We start from the raw sequence: 14,601 nt of genomic DNA, 5'->3' as shown, positions 1-14,601 counted from the left end.
CGTGACGGTGCATGCGCAAGGGTCCGCGACCGACGTGTTCGCCGAGGTGGCGGTGGCCGCGCGGGTGCTCGGCCGGCTTGGCCTGGTCACTGCGTTCGGGCACGTGTCGGCGCGTACCGAAATGGGTTTGGTGATCACCCCGGCCACCGACCTGGCCGCGGCCTCTGCGGAAAGCCTGATCGAGATCTCCGCCGAGGCCTCTGCCCTGCCGGTCGGCGCGCCCGCCGAAACGTGGGCCCACCTGGCAATCTATCGCGCCCGGCCGGATGTCGCGGCCATCGCGCGGGCGCAGCCGCCGGCGGCCTTTCCGGCCGCGGCGCCCGGCGAAACCATCTTCCCGCTGTACGGGCAGGCGTGCTGGCTCGGCGCCACGGTGCCGGTGCACGACAACGCGCGCTTGTTGCGCAGCCTGCCGCTCGCCTCGGCCGCCGCCGAAACGTTCGCCGAAGGCGCGGCGCTGCTGCTGCGGGGCAACGGCGGCATCACCACCGGCGACTCCCCCGGCCTGGCGGTGGCCCGGATGTGGCTGCTGGAGCAGGCGTGCCGGGCCTGGATCGCCCTGACCCCGCCGGAACGCCGCGCGCTGGACGCCGACGAGATCGCGTCCTGGCGCGCGGTCGCCGCCGAGTTGCTGCCGCGGCTGTGGCGCCATCTGTCAACGGAGGTGCATTGATGACCGACCTCGAAGCGATCGCCGGCGATCTGCGGGATGCCTACGACGCGAAACCGATCGCGCCGATCTCCGCCGGGCTGTCGGTGGACGACGCCTATGAGATTCAGCAGATCCAGACCCGCCGCCGGATCGCCGAGGGCGCTCGCGTGGTCGGCTGGAAGGTCGGGCTCACCTCCGCGCCGATGCAGGAGCAGCTCGGCATCGACCAGCCCGACTTCGGCGTGCTCTTCGACGACATGGCCTGGGCGGCCGACGCGCCCATCCCGGTCGGCCGTTTCCTGCAGCCGCGCGCCGAGCCGGAGGTCGCGCTGGTGCTCGACAGGCCTCTCGACGGCCCGGGACTGAGCGTGGCCGACGTGCTGGGCGCGGTCCGCTACGCGCTGCCGGCCATCGAGATCATCGACAGCCGGATCGCGGACTGGAAGATCGGGCTGGTCGACACGATCGCGGACAACGCTTCCAGCGGCGGGTTCGTGCTGGGCGCGACGCCGTTGCCGCTGAGTTTCGACGCGGCGCTGATCGGTTGTGTGTTCCGGCGCAACGGCCGGATCGTGCAGACCGGCGCGGGGGCGGCGGTGCTGGGCTCGCCGCTGCACGCCGCGACCTGGCTGGCGAACACGCTCACCGCGCGCGGGGCTCGCCTGGAAGCCGGTCACGTCATCCTGACCGGCTCGGTGACCGCGGCGGTGCCGGTTTCGGCGGGCGACACGGTCACCGCGACCTTCGATCGGCTCGGCTCGGCGACGGCGGTGTTCTCGTGACGCTGAACGCGGCGATCGTCGGCTCCGGCAACATCGGCACCGACCTGATGATGAAGCTGTTGCGCAGTGACGGCGCCGTGGTGCCGCGCTGGATGGTCGGCGTGGATCCGGCGTCCGACGGGCTGGCCCGGGCCCGCAAGCTCGGCCTGCTGGCATCGGCCGAGGGCGTCGACTGGCTGCTGGCCCAGGATCCGCTGCCCGATGTCGTCTTCGAGGCGACCAGCGCCGGTGCGCACCTGGCGAACGCGCCGCGCTATGCCGACGCCGGGGTGCGCGCGATCGACCTGACGCCGGCCGCGATCGGACCCTACGTGTGCCCGCCGGTGAACCTGGACTCGCTGGGCGCGGCGATGAACGTCAACATGATCACCTGTGGTGGCCAGGCGACCACGCCGATCGTGGCGGCCGTCAGCCGCGTGGTCCCGGTGGAATACGCCGAGATCGTGGCGTCGATCGCGTCGCGGTCGGCCGGGCCGGGGACGCGGGCCAACATCGACGAGTTCACGGTGACCACGGCGCGGGCGCTGGAGGTGGTCGGTGACGCCTCGCGGGGCAAGGCGATCATCCTGCTGAACCCGGTGTCGCCGCCGATGATCATGCGGAACACGGTGTTCTGCTCGGTTCCCTCCTCGGTCTTCGACTCATCCTCCCTGCGGGCCGCCGTTTCGGCCTCCATCCACGAGATGGTCGCCACCGTGCGGGGTTACGTGCCCGGCTATGCGCTGCGGGCCGATCCGCAGTTCGATCCGCCGACCGCGCTGTGGCGCGGGATGGGCCGGGTGGCGGTGCTGCTCGAGGTCCGTGGCAACGGCGACTACCTGCCGGAATACGCCGGCAATCTCGACATCATGACCGCTGCCGCCGTGGAAGTGGCCCGCTCGCTGGAGAGGACGCCGGCATGACCTCCGTGAGGCTCACCGACTCGACCCTGCGAGACGGGTCGCACGCGCTCCAGCACCAGTTCACCTCCCCGCAGGTGCGGGCCATCGTGCACGCCCTGGACGCCGGGAACGTCGATGTCATCGAGGTGGCCCACGGCGACGGGCTGGGCGGGTCCAGCTTCAACTACGGGTTCTCCAAGGAGGACGAGTTCGACCTGATCGCGGCGGCCGTCGACGAGGCGTCCCGGGCCCGGATCGCGGTGCTGCTGCTGCCCGGCGTCGGCACCACCGAGCACCTGCGGCACGCCCACGACGTCGGCGCCTCGGTGGCCCGGATCGCCACCCACTGCACCGAGGCGGACGTGTCGCTGCAGCACTTCGCGGCGGCCCGCGAGCTCGGCATGGAGACCGTCGGCTTCCTCATGCTGAGCCACCGGATCGGCCCGGCCGAACTCGCCGCGCAGGCCCGGATCATGGTGGACGCCGGCGCCCAGTGCGTCTACGTGGTGGACAGCGCCGGCGCGCTGGTGCTGGCCGACGCCCAGGAACGGGTCCGCGCCCTGATCGACGAGATCGGCACGCAGGCCGAGGTCGGCTTCCACGGCCACCAGAACCTCTCACTCGGCGTGGCGAACAGTGTGCTGGCCGTGCAGGGTGGGGCGCGACAGGTGGACGGGGCGTTGTGCGCGCTCGGGGCCGGTGCCGGGAACGCGCCGACCGAGGTGCTGGCGGCCACCTTCGAACGGCTCGGCATCAAGACCGGACTGGACGTGAACGGCGTGCTGGCCGCGGCGCAGGACGTGCTGCGGCCGATGATCCCGCGGATGCCGGTGATGGACCGATCGGCGATCGTGCAGGGCTACGCCGGGGTCTACAGCAGCTTCCTGCTGCACGCCGAGCGGGCCGCCGAGCGCTACGGCGTGCCGGCCCACGAGATCCTGCAGAAGGTCGGCGAGGCCGGCTACGTGGGCGGCCAGGAGGACATGATCATCGACATCGCGCTGCAGTTGTCTCAGGCGGGCGGCTGATCGCCGGTTCGCTGAACACCCACGGCCGGCAGGCACAACAAGCGTGTGGCCCGCCGGCCGTGGGTGTCTTCGACGCCTAGAGCGTGCCCACGTAGAGCAGACGGTTCGGTGAGCCGCTGCCCGGGCTGGTGACCACGCCGGTCGTCGCGCCGCCCACGATCGCCGCGCTCACCTGTGCGGGCGTGTCGGTCGGGTGCGCGGCCAGATAGACCGCGGCGGCGCCGGCCACGTGCGGCGTCGCCATCGAGGTGCCGCTGATCGTGCTGGTCGCGGTGTCGCCGGTGCCCCACGCCGAGGTGATGTTGATGCCCGGCGCGAACAGGTCGACGCAGGTGCCGCGGTTGGCCCAGCTCGGCTTCGCGTCGGTGTTGTTGGTGGCGGACACCGTGATCGCCTCGGCCACCCGGGCCGGCGACTGGGTGCACGCGTCCAGCGCGAAGAGGCCGAGGAACCCGTTGCCGGCCGCGATCGCATAGCTCACCCCGGACCCGATCGACCCGCGCACCGCGTTGTCCAGCGCCGTGTCCGCGCCGCCGCCCAGACTCATGTTGGCCACCGCGGGCTTCTGCGCGTTTGCCGTGACCCAGTCGATGCCGGCCACCACCTGCGCGGTCGTGCCGCTGCCCTCGCAGTTGAGCACCCGCACGGCGACCAGATCAACACCCTTCGCCACACCGTACGCGCCGCCGCCGACCGTGCCGGCGACGTGCGTGCCGTGCCCGTTGCAGTCGTCCGCGGCGCCGCCGTCGATGGCGTCGAACCCGCTCACCGCCCGGCCGCCGAAGTCCTGATGGGTGGTGCGGATGCCGGTGTCGATGATGTAGGCGTGCACGCCCGATCCGTTGCGCGGATAGGTGTAGGAGTTGTTCAGCGGCCGGTTCCGCTGGTCGATCCGGTCCAGGCCGTAGGACGGCGGGTTGGTCTGGGTGTCGCTCGCCCGGTGAATGACGTTCGGCTGCACGAACGCGACCGCCGGGTCGGCCGCCATCCGCCGCGCCTGCCGCGCGGTCATCGAGGCGGCAAAACCATTCAAAGCATGCCGGTACGTGGCCCGCACGGTCGCGTCATGCTTTCCGGCGAGCGTCCTGGCGTCCCCACGCCCGGCCTTGAACACCACCACGTAGCTGTCCGGCACGACCTCGGCGCCGGCCACCGAGAGCACATCGGCCTCGGCCGCGGCCGGTGCCGGGCTCGGCATCCCGAGCAAGCCGATCGCGACGGCTCCCGCAGCCGCGATCCCATAACGCACGATCCGATTCATCAGCGCCTCCCCACCTGGGCAACCAGTGAGCCGACGCTAACAAATCCATCGATCAATGAGAATGTCCATCTGCCGCACCCGCTCCTCGACCGGTGCGGGCGGCACTTCGATCAGCTCGAAGCCGTGCTCGCGGTAGGCGTCCACATGGAACCTCTCGAAGCGGATCGACTGTTCGAGCGTGATGCGGCGGGCGGCGGTCGGCGTGATGAAGCCGAGCAGGTGCACGAAGAACACCCGCGGCTGGTAGATCCGCTCCGCGACGATCCGCTCGACCTCGCGGGCCAGCGCGTCCGGCACCGGTTGGCCGCCGTAGCGGGCCAGGGCGACCGTGCAGATCGGCGACCGGTCGAACACCTGCACCCGGGTGCCGGGCGGCACCGGGCTCAGTTGCCGCTCCCGCTGCAGCGCCGTGATCGCCTCCAGGAATCCGGGCTCCCGCCAGGCCTCTTGCCGGCCCCGCGCCTGCTCCACCGCGATCACGTCGGTCGCGGCCTCGTCGACGACCGGGTAGCCACGCGCCCGCAGCCCCGCCAGGATGCTGGTCTTCCCGGCCCCCGGCGCGCCGGTGATGACGAATCTCTTGATCGTGGTCATCCGATCTCCGCGGTGACCATGCCGACCTCCAGGTCCGGCACCTGCGCGACGACCTCGCCGGCCGGGCTGATCACGCTGGTCGGCCCCAATCCGATGTGGTCCGTGCCGCGCAGCCCGGTGACGTCCGCCGAGACCAGCCACATCCCCGTCTCGCGGGCGCGTTCGGCCCGGATCGTGTTGTGCAACGGTTGCCAGCGCCCGGCGTTCACCCGGCGCATCATGTTCTGCGCCGGCACCAGCAGCACCCGCGCGCCCTGCTCGGCGACCGCCCGCGCGGCCGCCGGGAACCTCGAGTCGTAGCAGATGTTCACGCCGAACCGGACGCCGCCGACCTCCCACACCGGGTATGCGTCCCCGGCCGTGAACGTGCGCTCCCCCTCGGTCAGGTGCGTCTTGCGATAGGCGCCGAGCACCCGCCCGCCGGCGATCACGACGGCGGTGTTGAAGAACACACCGGCACGCTCCTCGATCATGCCGAGCACCAGCGTCTGCCGGATCCGCGCGAACCGGGCCAGCACCGCGCCGAACTCGTCGGAATCCAGCGCCAACCCGTTGCCGCGCAGGAACTCCGGCGTCGTCAGATAACCCTGCAGAAAGCACTCCGGGAAGACCAGCAGGTCGGCATCCGCCTGCGCCGCGAACGACTCCACCACATCGAGCGCGGCCGGCACGTCCGCCAGCAGCTCAGGAGTCTGACACGCACCGATCCGCATCCCCTGACCCTAGGGCGGTGCACGACTGGGATCACGAGGGTATGCGGACTCCGGTGACCGTGGAACGCGGCAGGCGGCCGGCCCGCGCCGTGCCGGTCATCGTGTCGCCGTCGACGACGACGTCGAAGTGCAGGGTCAGGCGCATCGGCCTGGTGACCGACTGGCGCCAGGTCAGGTGGTCGCCGACGGCCTCGAAGTCCTGCAGCGGGACCGTCTCCGCGTCGCTCGCGGCGGAGCCTCCGGAGCCGGTCAGCGTCAGCGTGACGGGCAGCGTACCCAAAGGGGTTTTGATCTCGAGGGCCCAGGCGCCGGTCATGCCGGCACCGGGTCGCGGCCGGTCTCGCTCCAGACGACCCCGCGGCGTTCGTATTCGAAGAGGCGTTCCACGGCGTGCGCGACCCGCGGGCCGAAGGATCGTTCCAGCAGGTACAGCCCCAGATCCAGGCCGGAGGTGACGCCGCCGGAACTGATCAGGTCGCCGTCGTCCACCACCCGCGCGTCGATCGCCCGCACCCCGGTGGCGTCCAGCAGATCCATCCCCTGCACGTGGGTGACGGCGGCGCGGCCGTCCAGCACGCCGGCCATCGCCAGAGCCAGCGCGCCGCCGCAGACCGTGGCGACCGTGACGTCCGGCCGGGTCAGCGCGTCGGCGATCAGGCCGGGCAGGGCGGTCCCGCCGACCCGGGCCAGCAGCACCGGAATCGTGTCGACCTCGTCCGGGTCGGCGGCGACCGGACCGGATGCGCCGGGCACCACGATGTAGCCGGGCAACCCGGGGTCGAGCGCCGCGGTGGCGTCGAGCGCGATGCCGGGGGTGCCGCTGACGACGCGGCGCGGGCCTTCGGCGGAGACCAGCCGGACCTGGAGAGCCCCGCCCGCCGCGGCCCCGCCGGCGGTGAGCACCTCGTAGGGCGCGACGACATCGAGCGGGTCGAACCCGTCGAAAAGAACGAATTGTGCGTGCATGTGGTCGACGCTAGCGATCACCGCCGGGCCGCAGGAGTGGCTGGAATGCCACGTCTCAACGGTTTTCCGCCAACCAGGCGGCCCCACGACGGGCCGAGGCCTGGGCCAGCCACGCGTCCTGGATCACCTCGGCGAGCTCCTCGCGGCTCAGCTCACCGAGCCGCGACGCCCGGACCAGCACCGACGGGTGCCCGTTGAAGTGCGCGGTGGTGAAGAACGGCGTCGACTCGTCCTGGATCAGGGCCTGCTTCTCAGCCTCCGAGGACACCCAGAACACGATCACGTCCGGCAGACGCTCGCCGGTCTCCGGGTCGACCGCGTCCGGGCGGGGGTTGCGGAAGAACACGAACGACTTGCCGCCGACCTGGTAGACGGGATTCTCACCGGTGCCGTACTCCACCTTGACGTGCGGCATCCCGGACGCCAGCTCATGCACATCATCGACGGTCGCCATGCCGCCCACCGTAGAGTATGTACTCGGTGTATACCTCGGGTGTATGGTCCTCCGCATGAGCGTTCCCCTCACCCTGCTGGGGCTCCTCGACCGGGAGCCCAGCCACGGTTACGACCTCAAGCGCGAATACGACACCTACTTCGGCCGCGGCAAGCCGTTGCCGTTCGGCCAGGTCTATTCGACGCTCGGCCGGCTCGCCCGCGACGGCAAGGTGGTGATCAGCGAGGTCCGCCCCGGCGACGGTCCGGACCGCAAGCGCTACATCATCACCGACACCGGGGCGACCGAGGTCGACCAGTGGCTGACCCAGCCGGTCGAGCCGGAGCCGCACCTGCAGACCACGCTCTTCGCCAAGGTCGTGCTGGCCCTGATGCTGGACCGCCCGGCCGAGGAATACCTCGACACCCAGCGCCGCGCCCACCTGCAGCGGATGCGCGAGCTGACCGAGATCAAGCGCACCGGCGGCCTGGTGGACGGGCTGCTCGCCGACCACGGCCTCTATCACCTCGAGGCCGACCTGCACTGGATCGAGACCACCGGCGCCCGGCTGGACGCCCTGCGCAAGGAGGTCCGGCCATGACGATCGCGGTGGAAGCGCGCAACGTGGTCTATTCGTTCGGCGAGACCCCCGCGCTGCGCGACGCGAGCATCGCCGTCGAGTCCGGCGAGATCGTCGCGGTGATGGGCCCGAGCGGCTCGGGCAAGTCGACGCTGCTGCACTGCCTGGCCGGCATCCTGCTGCCCGACTCCGGCGAGATCCTCTTCGACGGCGACCGGGTGGACACCATGTCCGAGACCCGGCGCAGCGCGTTGCGCCGGGAGCGCTTCGGGTTCGTCTTCCAGTTCGGACAGTTGGTTCCCGAGCTCACCGTGGTGGAAAACGTCGCGTTGCCGCTGCTGCTCAGCGGGGTGCGCCGGGGCGAGGCGGTGCGCCGGGCGAGCGCCTGGTTCCCGCGGCTCGGCCTGGACGGCATGCAGCAGCGCCGGTCCGGCGAGCTGTCCGGCGGGCAGGCCCAGCGGGTCGCTCTCGCTCGCGGGCTGGTCGCCGAGCCCCGGGTGCTGTTCGCCGACGAGCCGACCGGCGCCCTCGACTCGCTGACCGGCGAGCAGGTGATGGACCTGCTGGTCGCGTCGGCGCGCGAGCAGGGCACGACGGTCGTCGTGGTGACCCACGAGCCGCGCGTCGCGGCCTATGCGGACCGCGAGGTCATCGTGCGCGACGGCAAGGTCAACGCACCGGACCGGATCGCCTCGTGATCCGCTTCGGACTGCGCCTCGCCGTGGCCGGCGGCCGGGAGGCGCTGACCCGCCTGATCGTCGTCGCCGTCGCCGTCGCGATGGGCTCCGGCCTGCTGCTGGTCACGCTGGCCGGGGTCAACGCGGTGAACGCTCAGCTCACCCGTTACGCGGCGCTCTATCCCAGCCCCGCGCCGGAAGGCGCCGCCGATCCACTGTGGTGGGTGACCCGCGCGGACTTCTTCCAGGGCGACGAGATCTCCCGGGTCGACGTCGCCGCCACCAGCCCGGCCGCGCCGACGCCGATCGGCATCCCGCGCACCCCCGGCCCCGGCGAGTTCTACGTCTCGCCGGCGCTCGCCGATCTGATCTCGGACCATCCCGCGGAGCTCGGCGCCCGCTATCCCGGGCGCAATCTCGGCGTCATCGGCGATGCGGCGCTGTCCTCGCCGGACACCCTGGAGATCATCGTCGGCGGCGCCCCCGCCCAGGTCGCCGAACTGCCGAATGCCAAGCCGATCACCGAGGTCGTGGCGGCCGCACCGGCGCTGCCGGAGGCGGTGATCGACCTCATTCTGGGGGTCATCGCCGGCGGTCTGCTCTTCCCGGTGCTGATCTTCATCGGCACCGCCACCCGGCTCAGCGCCGCGCGCCGGGAGCAGCGCTTCGCGGCCATCCGCCTGGTCGGCGCCACGCCCCGGCAGATCTCGGTGATCGCGGCCACCGAGGCGGTGGTGGCGGCCGTCGCCGGGGTGGCGATCGGCTTCGCGCTGTTCTTCGCCTTCCGCGGCCAGGTCGCCGCGATCCCGTTCACCGGCATGAGCTTCTTCCCGTCGGACGTCTTCCTGCGCCCGCTGGACGTGCTGGTGGTGGCGATCGGCGTGCCGGCCGGTGCGGCGCTGGCGGCGTGGGTCTCGCTGTCCCGCGTGCGGATCTCCCCGCTCGGCGTCACCCGCCGGGTCACGCCGCGCCCGCCCCGGGCGTACCGGCTGATCCCGCTCGTGCTCGGCCTCGCCGAGCTGACCTACTTCCTCGGCCGCCGGCCGCAGACGTCGGACGGGCAGACCGCCGCCTTCCTGCCGGGCCTGCTGCTCGTCATGATCGGCCTGGTCGTGGCCGGGCCGTGGCTCACCATGGTCGCCGCCCGGGTGATGGCCCGGCGCGCGCGGCGACCGGCCGCGCTGATCGCCGCGCGGCGGCTGGCCGACAATCCGAAGGCGGGCTTCCGGGCGATCAGCGGCATCATGGTCGCGCTCTTCGTCACCAGCGTGGCGGTCGGCGTGATCACCACGATCGTCGCCGAGCGCGGCCCGGCGGCGGCCGGTTCGTTCGACGCGGGCTCGCTGTCCACGGTCTTCGACGACGGACCGCGCGAGGTGCCGGAGACCGTGCTGGCCGACCTGCGCGCGATACCCGGCGTGCGCACCACCACGGTCGTCTACGCGAACCCGGACATGACCGTCGACGTCGGTGCGATCGCCTGCGCCGACATCCCGCCCGCCTACGGCCACTGCGCCGGCGGGGTGACCTATGCCGCCGTGCCGAGCAACCTGATCCCCTGGGGCGAGAGCGCCTCGGCGACGCGGATCTGGCCCGCCGCGACGCTTTCCGCCGACCAGTTCGCGAAGCTGCCGGCGAACGCCGTGGTGGTCGACACCGACGGCTCGCCGGCCGCGATCGAACGGGCGCGCACGATGCTGTCGCTGGCCTTCCCCGACTTCTGGGTGGCGCCGAACACGGCCGGCGACTTCGAGTCGAGCTTCGCCGACCAGTTGCACGGCTGGCAGCAACTCGCCGACGTGATCATCATCGCCGGTCTCGTGCTGGCCGGCTGCAGTCTGGCGGTGAGCGTGATCGGCGGCCTGACCGAGCGGCGCCGCCCGTTCAGCCTGCTGCGGCTCAGCGGCGCGCCGGTGCGCACGCTGCGCCGCGTGGTCGCCCTGGAGAGCGCCGTCCCGATGCTTACCGTCGCGGTCGTGGCGATCGGCATGGGCCTGCTCTCCGCGCAGCTCTTCCTCAAGGCCCAGATGGACTACACGCTGATCCCGCCGGGCCCGGCGTTCTATCTGATCGTGATCATCGGCCTGGCCGCCTGCCTGGCCATCATCGCCGCGACCATGCCGCTGCTGGAACGCATCACCGGTCCGGAAACCGCCAGAAGCGAATAACGGGATAGGCCGATAGGCATAGGTGTAGTTCCGCCGCCCGCCAGATGTGCGGCGGGCGGCGGTTCGGCGAGGCTCTGCGGCATGACGAGACCGCCGGCGCGATTGACCGACCGGATGATGCCGGTATCGCCGGACGGGCAATTCGCCGTCGAAGCGGCAGAAAACCGACCGACCGGATGAGGCCGGACGACCCTCGCGGCCCACACCATATCGACGTGATACGAAAACTGCTGGGTCTTGGGCTGGTCGTCGCCGCGGCGACCGCCGGCCTGGTCGCGAGCGGGTCCCAGCCGCTCGCCGCGGCCGGCAGCCCGGCCGCCCTGGACGTGCTCTTCGTCGGCAACAGCCTGATCGGCACGCCCGCGGTCAGCGGCGAGGACACCCCCGACGTGGTGCGCCGGCTGGCCCGGGCGAGCGGCCGGATCGTGCACACCACCAAGGTGATCCGGTTCGGCAGCACCCTGCAGAAGAGCTGGGACTCCGGCCGGGCGCGAAACGCGCTGAACGGCGCCACCCAGTACGACTTCATCGTGCTGCAGGAATACAGCACGCTCGTCGCGACCCGGCCGGCGATCGCGCAGGCGACGCTGGACACGTACGCCCCGGCGCTGGCCCGGTCGCTCAAGCCCGGCGGCAAGGTGGTGCTCTTCAAGAACTGGGCGCTGGTCAAGCCCGCGCCGTTCGCCACCCGCCGGCAGAACGTGGCGGCCATCAACGCCGGCTACGCGCGCCTCGCCACCGCGCTGCCGTTGCCCACTGTGGTCGCCCCGATCTGCGACGAGTTCGAGGCGGTGGTGGCCCGCGCCGGCACGCGGTCGCTGATCAGCAAGGACGGCAAGCACCCGACCAGCCAGGCCGTCTACCTGGACGCCGCCACGCTCTACGGCGTCTTCTTCCAGGACTCGCCCCGCCATCTGCCCGACCTGTTCCTGCCCCCGACCACGGCCGCCCAGCTGCGCGACGTGGCGGCGACGGCGCTCAGACTCTAGGCGTCGAACCGGACATTCAGCGCTCGACCAACCAGACGAATCCGAGCGCCGGCAGGTGGGCGCGTCCCTCGCGCACTTGCAGCGGCCCGTCGCTGCTCAGCGCGGTCTCCAGCCAGCCGTGGCGGCCGATCGGCCCGGCGTCGATCGACCGCGGCTCGTCGCTGAAGTTGGCCAGCCCGATGAACGTGCCGCTGCGGGGATGGCGGCGCCGCCACGCGAAGACCGCCGCGTCATCGACCCCCAGAACCTCGATCTCCCCACCCGTACGCAAGGAGAGAAGGTCTTTGCGGGCCCAGCAGAGCTCCCTGATCCGGGTGAACACCCGGCCCTCGATCGACGCCGGATCGTGCCGGCGCGCGGCCGCCGCCCAGTCCATGTGCGGGCGGTGCATCCAGCGGTTGTCGCCGGCCAGCGCGGGATCGTCGAGATAGGAATGGTCGTTGCGCATCGCCAGCTCGTCGCCCATGTAGATCAGCGGGATGCCGCCGAACGCGAACGTCACCGCGTGCAGCAGCGTGAGCCGGCGGACCGCGGCCTCCAGGTCGGCGCTGTCGAAGCCGGCCAGCGACGCCGCCGTGCCGGAGATGCGCGCGTCGCCGGTTTCCGGGTTCTCCTGGAACAGCGCGCCACGGGCGAACGACCCCGGGAAGCGGCCGGAGAAGAAGGCGTTCAGGAAGTTGCGATGGTTCCACCAGTCCCAGCCGACCGCGGCCGCGTCCTCGGCGCTCACCGCCCAGCCGATGTCGTCGTGCCCGCGCACATAGGTGCACCAGGACGCCTCGGCCGGGATCGGGCGCATCCGGCGCAGCGACTGGGCCATCAGCCGGGCGTCCCGGGTGGCCAGGCTGCTCCACAGCATCACCATGAGCTGGTTGTGGTAGGCCAGCTCGCACTCCGGGCGGTAGCGGTCGTGCCCGCCGAGATAGGGCACCAGGTCGTCCGGCGACACGATCGCCTCGGCCTTGAACACCACCGCCGGCGCGGCCAGCCGGACCAGCGCGTGCACGGCCTGCACCAGCCGGTGCACCTCGGGCTGGTTCATGCAGGTGGTGCCGAGGCGCTTCCACATGAACGGGACCGCGTCCAGCCGGAAGATGTCCACGCCCCGGTTGGCCAGCCACAGGATGGTCTCGAGCATGGCCTGCAGCACGGCCGGGTTGCGGTAGTCCAGATCCCACTGGTAGCTCCAGAAGGTGGTCCAGATCCACTGCTTCCGTTCCTCGTGCCAGGTGAACGAGCCCGGCGCCCGGTCCGGGAAGACGTCGACGATGGTGCGCTCGTAGGCGTCCGGCATCTCCCGATCCGGGAACGCCAGGTAGAAGTCCTCGTACGCGGGATCGCCGGCCAGCCACCCCCGCGCCCACGGGTGCTCCTGCGCGGTGTGGTTGAGCACCAGGTCGATGCAGAGGCTCATGCCGCGCTCGCGCAGCGCGGCGGCCACGTCCTCCAGGTCGTCCATGGTGCCCAGCCGCGGGTCGACCGCGCGGTAGTCCATCACCGCGTAGCCGCCGTCGTTCTCCCCCGGACGCGGCTCGAGCAGCGGCATCAGGTGCAGATAGGTGACGCCGAGCTCGGCGAGATAGTCGAGCCGGTCCGGAATCCCCTTGAGCGTGCCGGCGAACCGGTCGGCGTAACAGACGTAGCCGATCATGCCGGCCCGCTGGTACCAGCCGCGGTCGATCTCGCGCTTGCGGTCCAGCTCGCGCAGGGCCTCGGGCCGGGCCGCCGCGGCGTCCAGCGAGACGCGGACGAAGCGCTCGAGCAGCGGGGTCCGATAGACGATGTCGAGTGGCTCGAAGATGTCGAGCAGGGTGGTCTCGAGCCGGGCGAGGAAGGCGACGGCGTCGGAGCGCCCGAGCTTTGCCACGGCTTCGATCTCCAGGGCCGGAAGCAGCTCTGCCAGGGCATCCGCGGCCCGGCGCCGCACCGCGATCTCCATCAAATCAACCTACGGCACTCCGCGGCCAGGATCTCGAGTAGCGCGGTGGTGGCGGGCGGATCCGGCGGTTCGCCGTACGTGGCGGCGTAGATCCGGCGGACGTCGCCGGCGAGTGGGGTGGCGTGGACGCCCGGCGCCCGGTGCGCGCGCAGCGCGAGGCCGTTGACGATCGCGACGCCCATGCCGGCCTTGACCAGCGCCTGGGTGATGACCGTGTCGTCGCAGGAGAAGGCGATGCGCGGCGCGAAACCGGCCCGCTCGCACGCGCTGATCGTGGCGGCCCGGCAGCGTTCGCAGCCGCCGACCCAGGCGGAGTCACGGTGGTCCTCGACGCGCTGATCGGGTCGGTCCGCGACCAGGTAGACCGGGTCGTCCAGCAGATGCGTGAGCCGGAATCCGGCCGCCTCGTCCGGCGGCGTGCCGGCGTTCCGGAAGATCAGGGCCACGTCGACGTGTCCGGCGCGCAGCATCTGCAGGCCATCGGCGGGGTGGGCGTCGACGATGTTCAGCTCGATGCCGGGGTGCGACCGGGAGAGCACGGTGGCGGCCTTCGGCACGATGGTGCTGAGGACGGTCTGGAAGCCGGCGAGCCGCACCCGCCCGGCGCGGAGTCCGACGTGGGCGGCCAACTCGGCGCTCGCGGCGTCCAGCCGGCCGATGATCTCGGCCGCCCGTCGCGCCAGCAGCTCACCTTCGGGGGTGAGCCGGATCCCGCGGCCCACCCGCTGGACCAGCCTGGCGCCGGAGGCGGTTTCCAGCCGCGCCAGGTGGTGGCTGACCGACGGCTGGGAATAGCGCAGTTCCCGCGCGGCCTCGGTCACCGATCCGTGGCGGGCGACCGCCTCCAGAACCTTGAGTTGGGTCAGGTTCAGCATTCATCAAGTTTATCTATGAGATCTCGGCCGACTTGGCATTGGACGTCATGATTCTGGGCTGCC

16 protein-coding genes are annotated in these 14,601 nt (G+C 71.7%); 8 read left to right on the top strand and 8 right to left on the bottom strand.

The genetic code is table 11. The annotated features are described in order from the left end of the window. Position 1: 1 nt before the first annotated feature. Genes ACZ6TI_RS03870 through dmpG form a run of 4 tightly spaced genes read left to right on the top strand, consistent with a single transcriptional unit; the run spans position 2 to position 3,343 of the window. Positions 2 to 673, top strand: coding sequence for a class II aldolase/adducin family protein (locus ACZ6TI_RS03870; protein ID WP_465343445.1), 672 nt, complete (start codon positions 2 to 4; stop codon positions 671 to 673). Beyond that, entirely contained in the window at positions 673 to 1,434 is a 762-nt protein-coding gene (locus ACZ6TI_RS03865) for a 2-keto-4-pentenoate hydratase (protein ID WP_465343444.1), read from the top strand. The genes ACZ6TI_RS03870 and ACZ6TI_RS03865 overlap by 1 nt, the downstream gene beginning before the upstream one ends. Further along, the gene (locus ACZ6TI_RS03860; protein ID WP_465343443.1) at positions 1,431 to 2,336 is read left to right on the top strand and encodes an acetaldehyde dehydrogenase (acetylating); all 906 of its coding nucleotides are present in this window, start codon (positions 1,431 to 1,433) and stop codon (positions 2,334 to 2,336) included. Before ACZ6TI_RS03865 ends, ACZ6TI_RS03860 begins: the two co-directional genes overlap by 4 nt. Continuing rightward, on the top strand, positions 2,333 to 3,343 hold the full coding sequence (dmpG, locus tag ACZ6TI_RS03855) for a 4-hydroxy-2-oxovalerate aldolase (protein WP_465343442.1): 1,011 nt from the start codon (positions 2,333 to 2,335) through the stop codon (positions 3,341 to 3,343). Before ACZ6TI_RS03860 ends, dmpG begins: the two co-directional genes overlap by 4 nt. A 76-nt stretch (positions 3,344 to 3,419) precedes the next feature. On the opposite strand, the gene ACZ6TI_RS03850 is transcribed toward dmpG, so the two are convergent. From ACZ6TI_RS03850 to ACZ6TI_RS03825, 6 genes are read right to left on the bottom strand one after another with little or no spacing between them, the layout of a single operon-like run. Next, entirely contained in the window at positions 3,420 to 4,604 is a 1,185-nt protein-coding gene (locus ACZ6TI_RS03850) for a S8 family peptidase (RefSeq protein ID WP_465343441.1), read from the bottom strand. A gap of 36 nt (positions 4,605 to 4,640) precedes the next feature. Further along, entirely contained in the window at positions 4,641 to 5,198 is a 558-nt protein-coding gene (locus ACZ6TI_RS03845) for an AAA family ATPase (RefSeq protein WP_465343440.1), read from the bottom strand. Next, positions 5,195 to 5,911 (bottom strand): carbon-nitrogen hydrolase family protein, encoded by a 717-nt coding sequence (locus tag ACZ6TI_RS03840; RefSeq protein WP_465343439.1) that lies wholly within the window; start codon positions 5,909 to 5,911, stop codon positions 5,195 to 5,197. The genes ACZ6TI_RS03845 and ACZ6TI_RS03840 overlap by 4 nt, the downstream gene beginning before the upstream one ends. Before the next feature lie 31 nt (positions 5,912 to 5,942). Next, on the bottom strand, positions 5,943 to 6,227 hold the full coding sequence (locus tag ACZ6TI_RS03835; RefSeq protein WP_465343438.1) for a hypothetical protein: 285 nt from the start codon (positions 6,225 to 6,227) through the stop codon (positions 5,943 to 5,945). Further along, positions 6,224 to 6,877: a DJ-1/PfpI family protein gene (locus ACZ6TI_RS03830; protein WP_465343437.1), complete on the bottom strand. Its 654-nt coding sequence runs from the start codon at positions 6,875 to 6,877 to the stop codon at positions 6,224 to 6,226. The genes ACZ6TI_RS03835 and ACZ6TI_RS03830 overlap by 4 nt, the downstream gene beginning before the upstream one ends. A gap of 55 nt (positions 6,878 to 6,932) precedes the next feature. After that, complete coding sequence (locus ACZ6TI_RS03825; RefSeq protein WP_465343436.1) at positions 6,933 to 7,331, bottom strand: MmcQ/YjbR family DNA-binding protein; 399 nt, start codon at positions 7,329 to 7,331, stop codon at positions 6,933 to 6,935. 55 nt (positions 7,332 to 7,386) lie between these two features. On the opposite strand from ACZ6TI_RS03825, the gene ACZ6TI_RS03820 reads away from it, so the two are divergent. The 4 genes from ACZ6TI_RS03820 (at position 7,387) to ACZ6TI_RS03805 (ending at position 11,724) form a co-directional block, all read left to right on the top strand. Next, entirely contained in the window at positions 7,387 to 7,911 is a 525-nt protein-coding gene (locus tag ACZ6TI_RS03820) for a PadR family transcriptional regulator (RefSeq protein ID WP_465343435.1), read from the top strand. After that, positions 7,908 to 8,588 (top strand): ABC transporter ATP-binding protein, encoded by a 681-nt coding sequence (locus ACZ6TI_RS03815; RefSeq protein ID WP_465343434.1) that lies wholly within the window; start codon positions 7,908 to 7,910, stop codon positions 8,586 to 8,588. Before ACZ6TI_RS03820 ends, ACZ6TI_RS03815 begins: the two co-directional genes overlap by 4 nt. Then, positions 8,585 to 10,735, top strand: coding sequence for an ABC transporter permease (locus ACZ6TI_RS03810; protein ID WP_465343433.1), 2,151 nt, complete (start codon positions 8,585 to 8,587; stop codon positions 10,733 to 10,735). Before ACZ6TI_RS03815 ends, ACZ6TI_RS03810 begins: the two co-directional genes overlap by 4 nt. A 215-nt stretch (positions 10,736 to 10,950) precedes the next feature. Continuing rightward, entirely contained in the window at positions 10,951 to 11,724 is a 774-nt protein-coding gene (locus tag ACZ6TI_RS03805; RefSeq protein WP_465343432.1) for a hypothetical protein, read from the top strand. A 16-nt stretch (positions 11,725 to 11,740) separates the two neighbouring features. On the opposite strand, the gene ACZ6TI_RS03800 is transcribed toward ACZ6TI_RS03805, so the two are convergent. Next, positions 11,741 to 13,663, bottom strand: coding sequence for an amylosucrase (locus ACZ6TI_RS03800; RefSeq protein ID WP_465343431.1), 1,923 nt, complete (start codon positions 13,661 to 13,663; stop codon positions 11,741 to 11,743). Next, positions 13,663 to 14,538 (bottom strand): LysR family transcriptional regulator, encoded by an 876-nt coding sequence (locus tag ACZ6TI_RS03795; RefSeq protein ID WP_465343430.1) that lies wholly within the window; start codon positions 14,536 to 14,538, stop codon positions 13,663 to 13,665. The genes ACZ6TI_RS03800 and ACZ6TI_RS03795 overlap by 1 nt, the downstream gene beginning before the upstream one ends. Between the last annotated feature and the right edge of the window lie 63 nt (positions 14,539 to 14,601).

The organism is Actinoplanes sp. NPDC051388, assembly GCF_055586225.1.
Note: the sequence above shows the minus strand (reverse complement) of the source record. Positions and strands in the feature narration are given on the sequence as shown.

What these genes read in the sequence shown, in the direction of transcription:
- ACZ6TI_RS03845 (WP_465343440.1), bottom strand. Translation starts at nt 5,198, where the DNA reads ATGACCACGATCAAGAGATTCGTCATCACCGGCGCGCCGGGGGCCGGG.
- ACZ6TI_RS03825 (WP_465343436.1), bottom strand. Translation starts at nt 7,331, where the DNA reads ATGGCGACCGTCGATGATGTGCATGAGCTGGCGTCCGGGATGCCGCAC.
- ACZ6TI_RS03800 (WP_465343431.1), bottom strand. Translation starts at nt 13,663, where the DNA reads ATGGAGATCGCGGTGCGGCGCCGGGCCGCGGATGCCCTGGCAGAGCTG.
- ACZ6TI_RS03795 (WP_465343430.1), bottom strand. Translation starts at nt 14,538, where the DNA reads ATGCTGAACCTGACCCAACTCAAGGTTCTGGAGGCGGTCGCCCGCCAC.
- ACZ6TI_RS03830 (WP_465343437.1), bottom strand. Translation starts at nt 6,877, where the DNA reads ATGCACGCACAATTCGTTCTTTTCGACGGGTTCGACCCGCTCGATGTC.
- ACZ6TI_RS03850 (WP_465343441.1), bottom strand. Translation starts at nt 4,604, where the DNA reads ATGAATCGGATCGTGCGTTATGGGATCGCGGCTGCGGGAGCCGTCGCG.
- ACZ6TI_RS03865 (WP_465343444.1), top strand. Translation starts at nt 673, where the DNA reads ATGACCGACCTCGAAGCGATCGCCGGCGATCTGCGGGATGCCTACGAC.
- ACZ6TI_RS03815 (WP_465343434.1), top strand. Translation starts at nt 7,908, where the DNA reads ATGACGATCGCGGTGGAAGCGCGCAACGTGGTCTATTCGTTCGGCGAG.
- dmpG (WP_465343442.1), top strand. Translation starts at nt 2,333, where the DNA reads ATGACCTCCGTGAGGCTCACCGACTCGACCCTGCGAGACGGGTCGCAC.
- ACZ6TI_RS03820 (WP_465343435.1), top strand. Translation starts at nt 7,387, where the DNA reads ATGAGCGTTCCCCTCACCCTGCTGGGGCTCCTCGACCGGGAGCCCAGC.
- ACZ6TI_RS03835 (WP_465343438.1), bottom strand. Translation starts at nt 6,227, where the DNA reads ATGACCGGCGCCTGGGCCCTCGAGATCAAAACCCCTTTGGGTACGCTG.
- ACZ6TI_RS03840 (WP_465343439.1), bottom strand. Translation starts at nt 5,911, where the DNA reads ATGCGGATCGGTGCGTGTCAGACTCCTGAGCTGCTGGCGGACGTGCCG.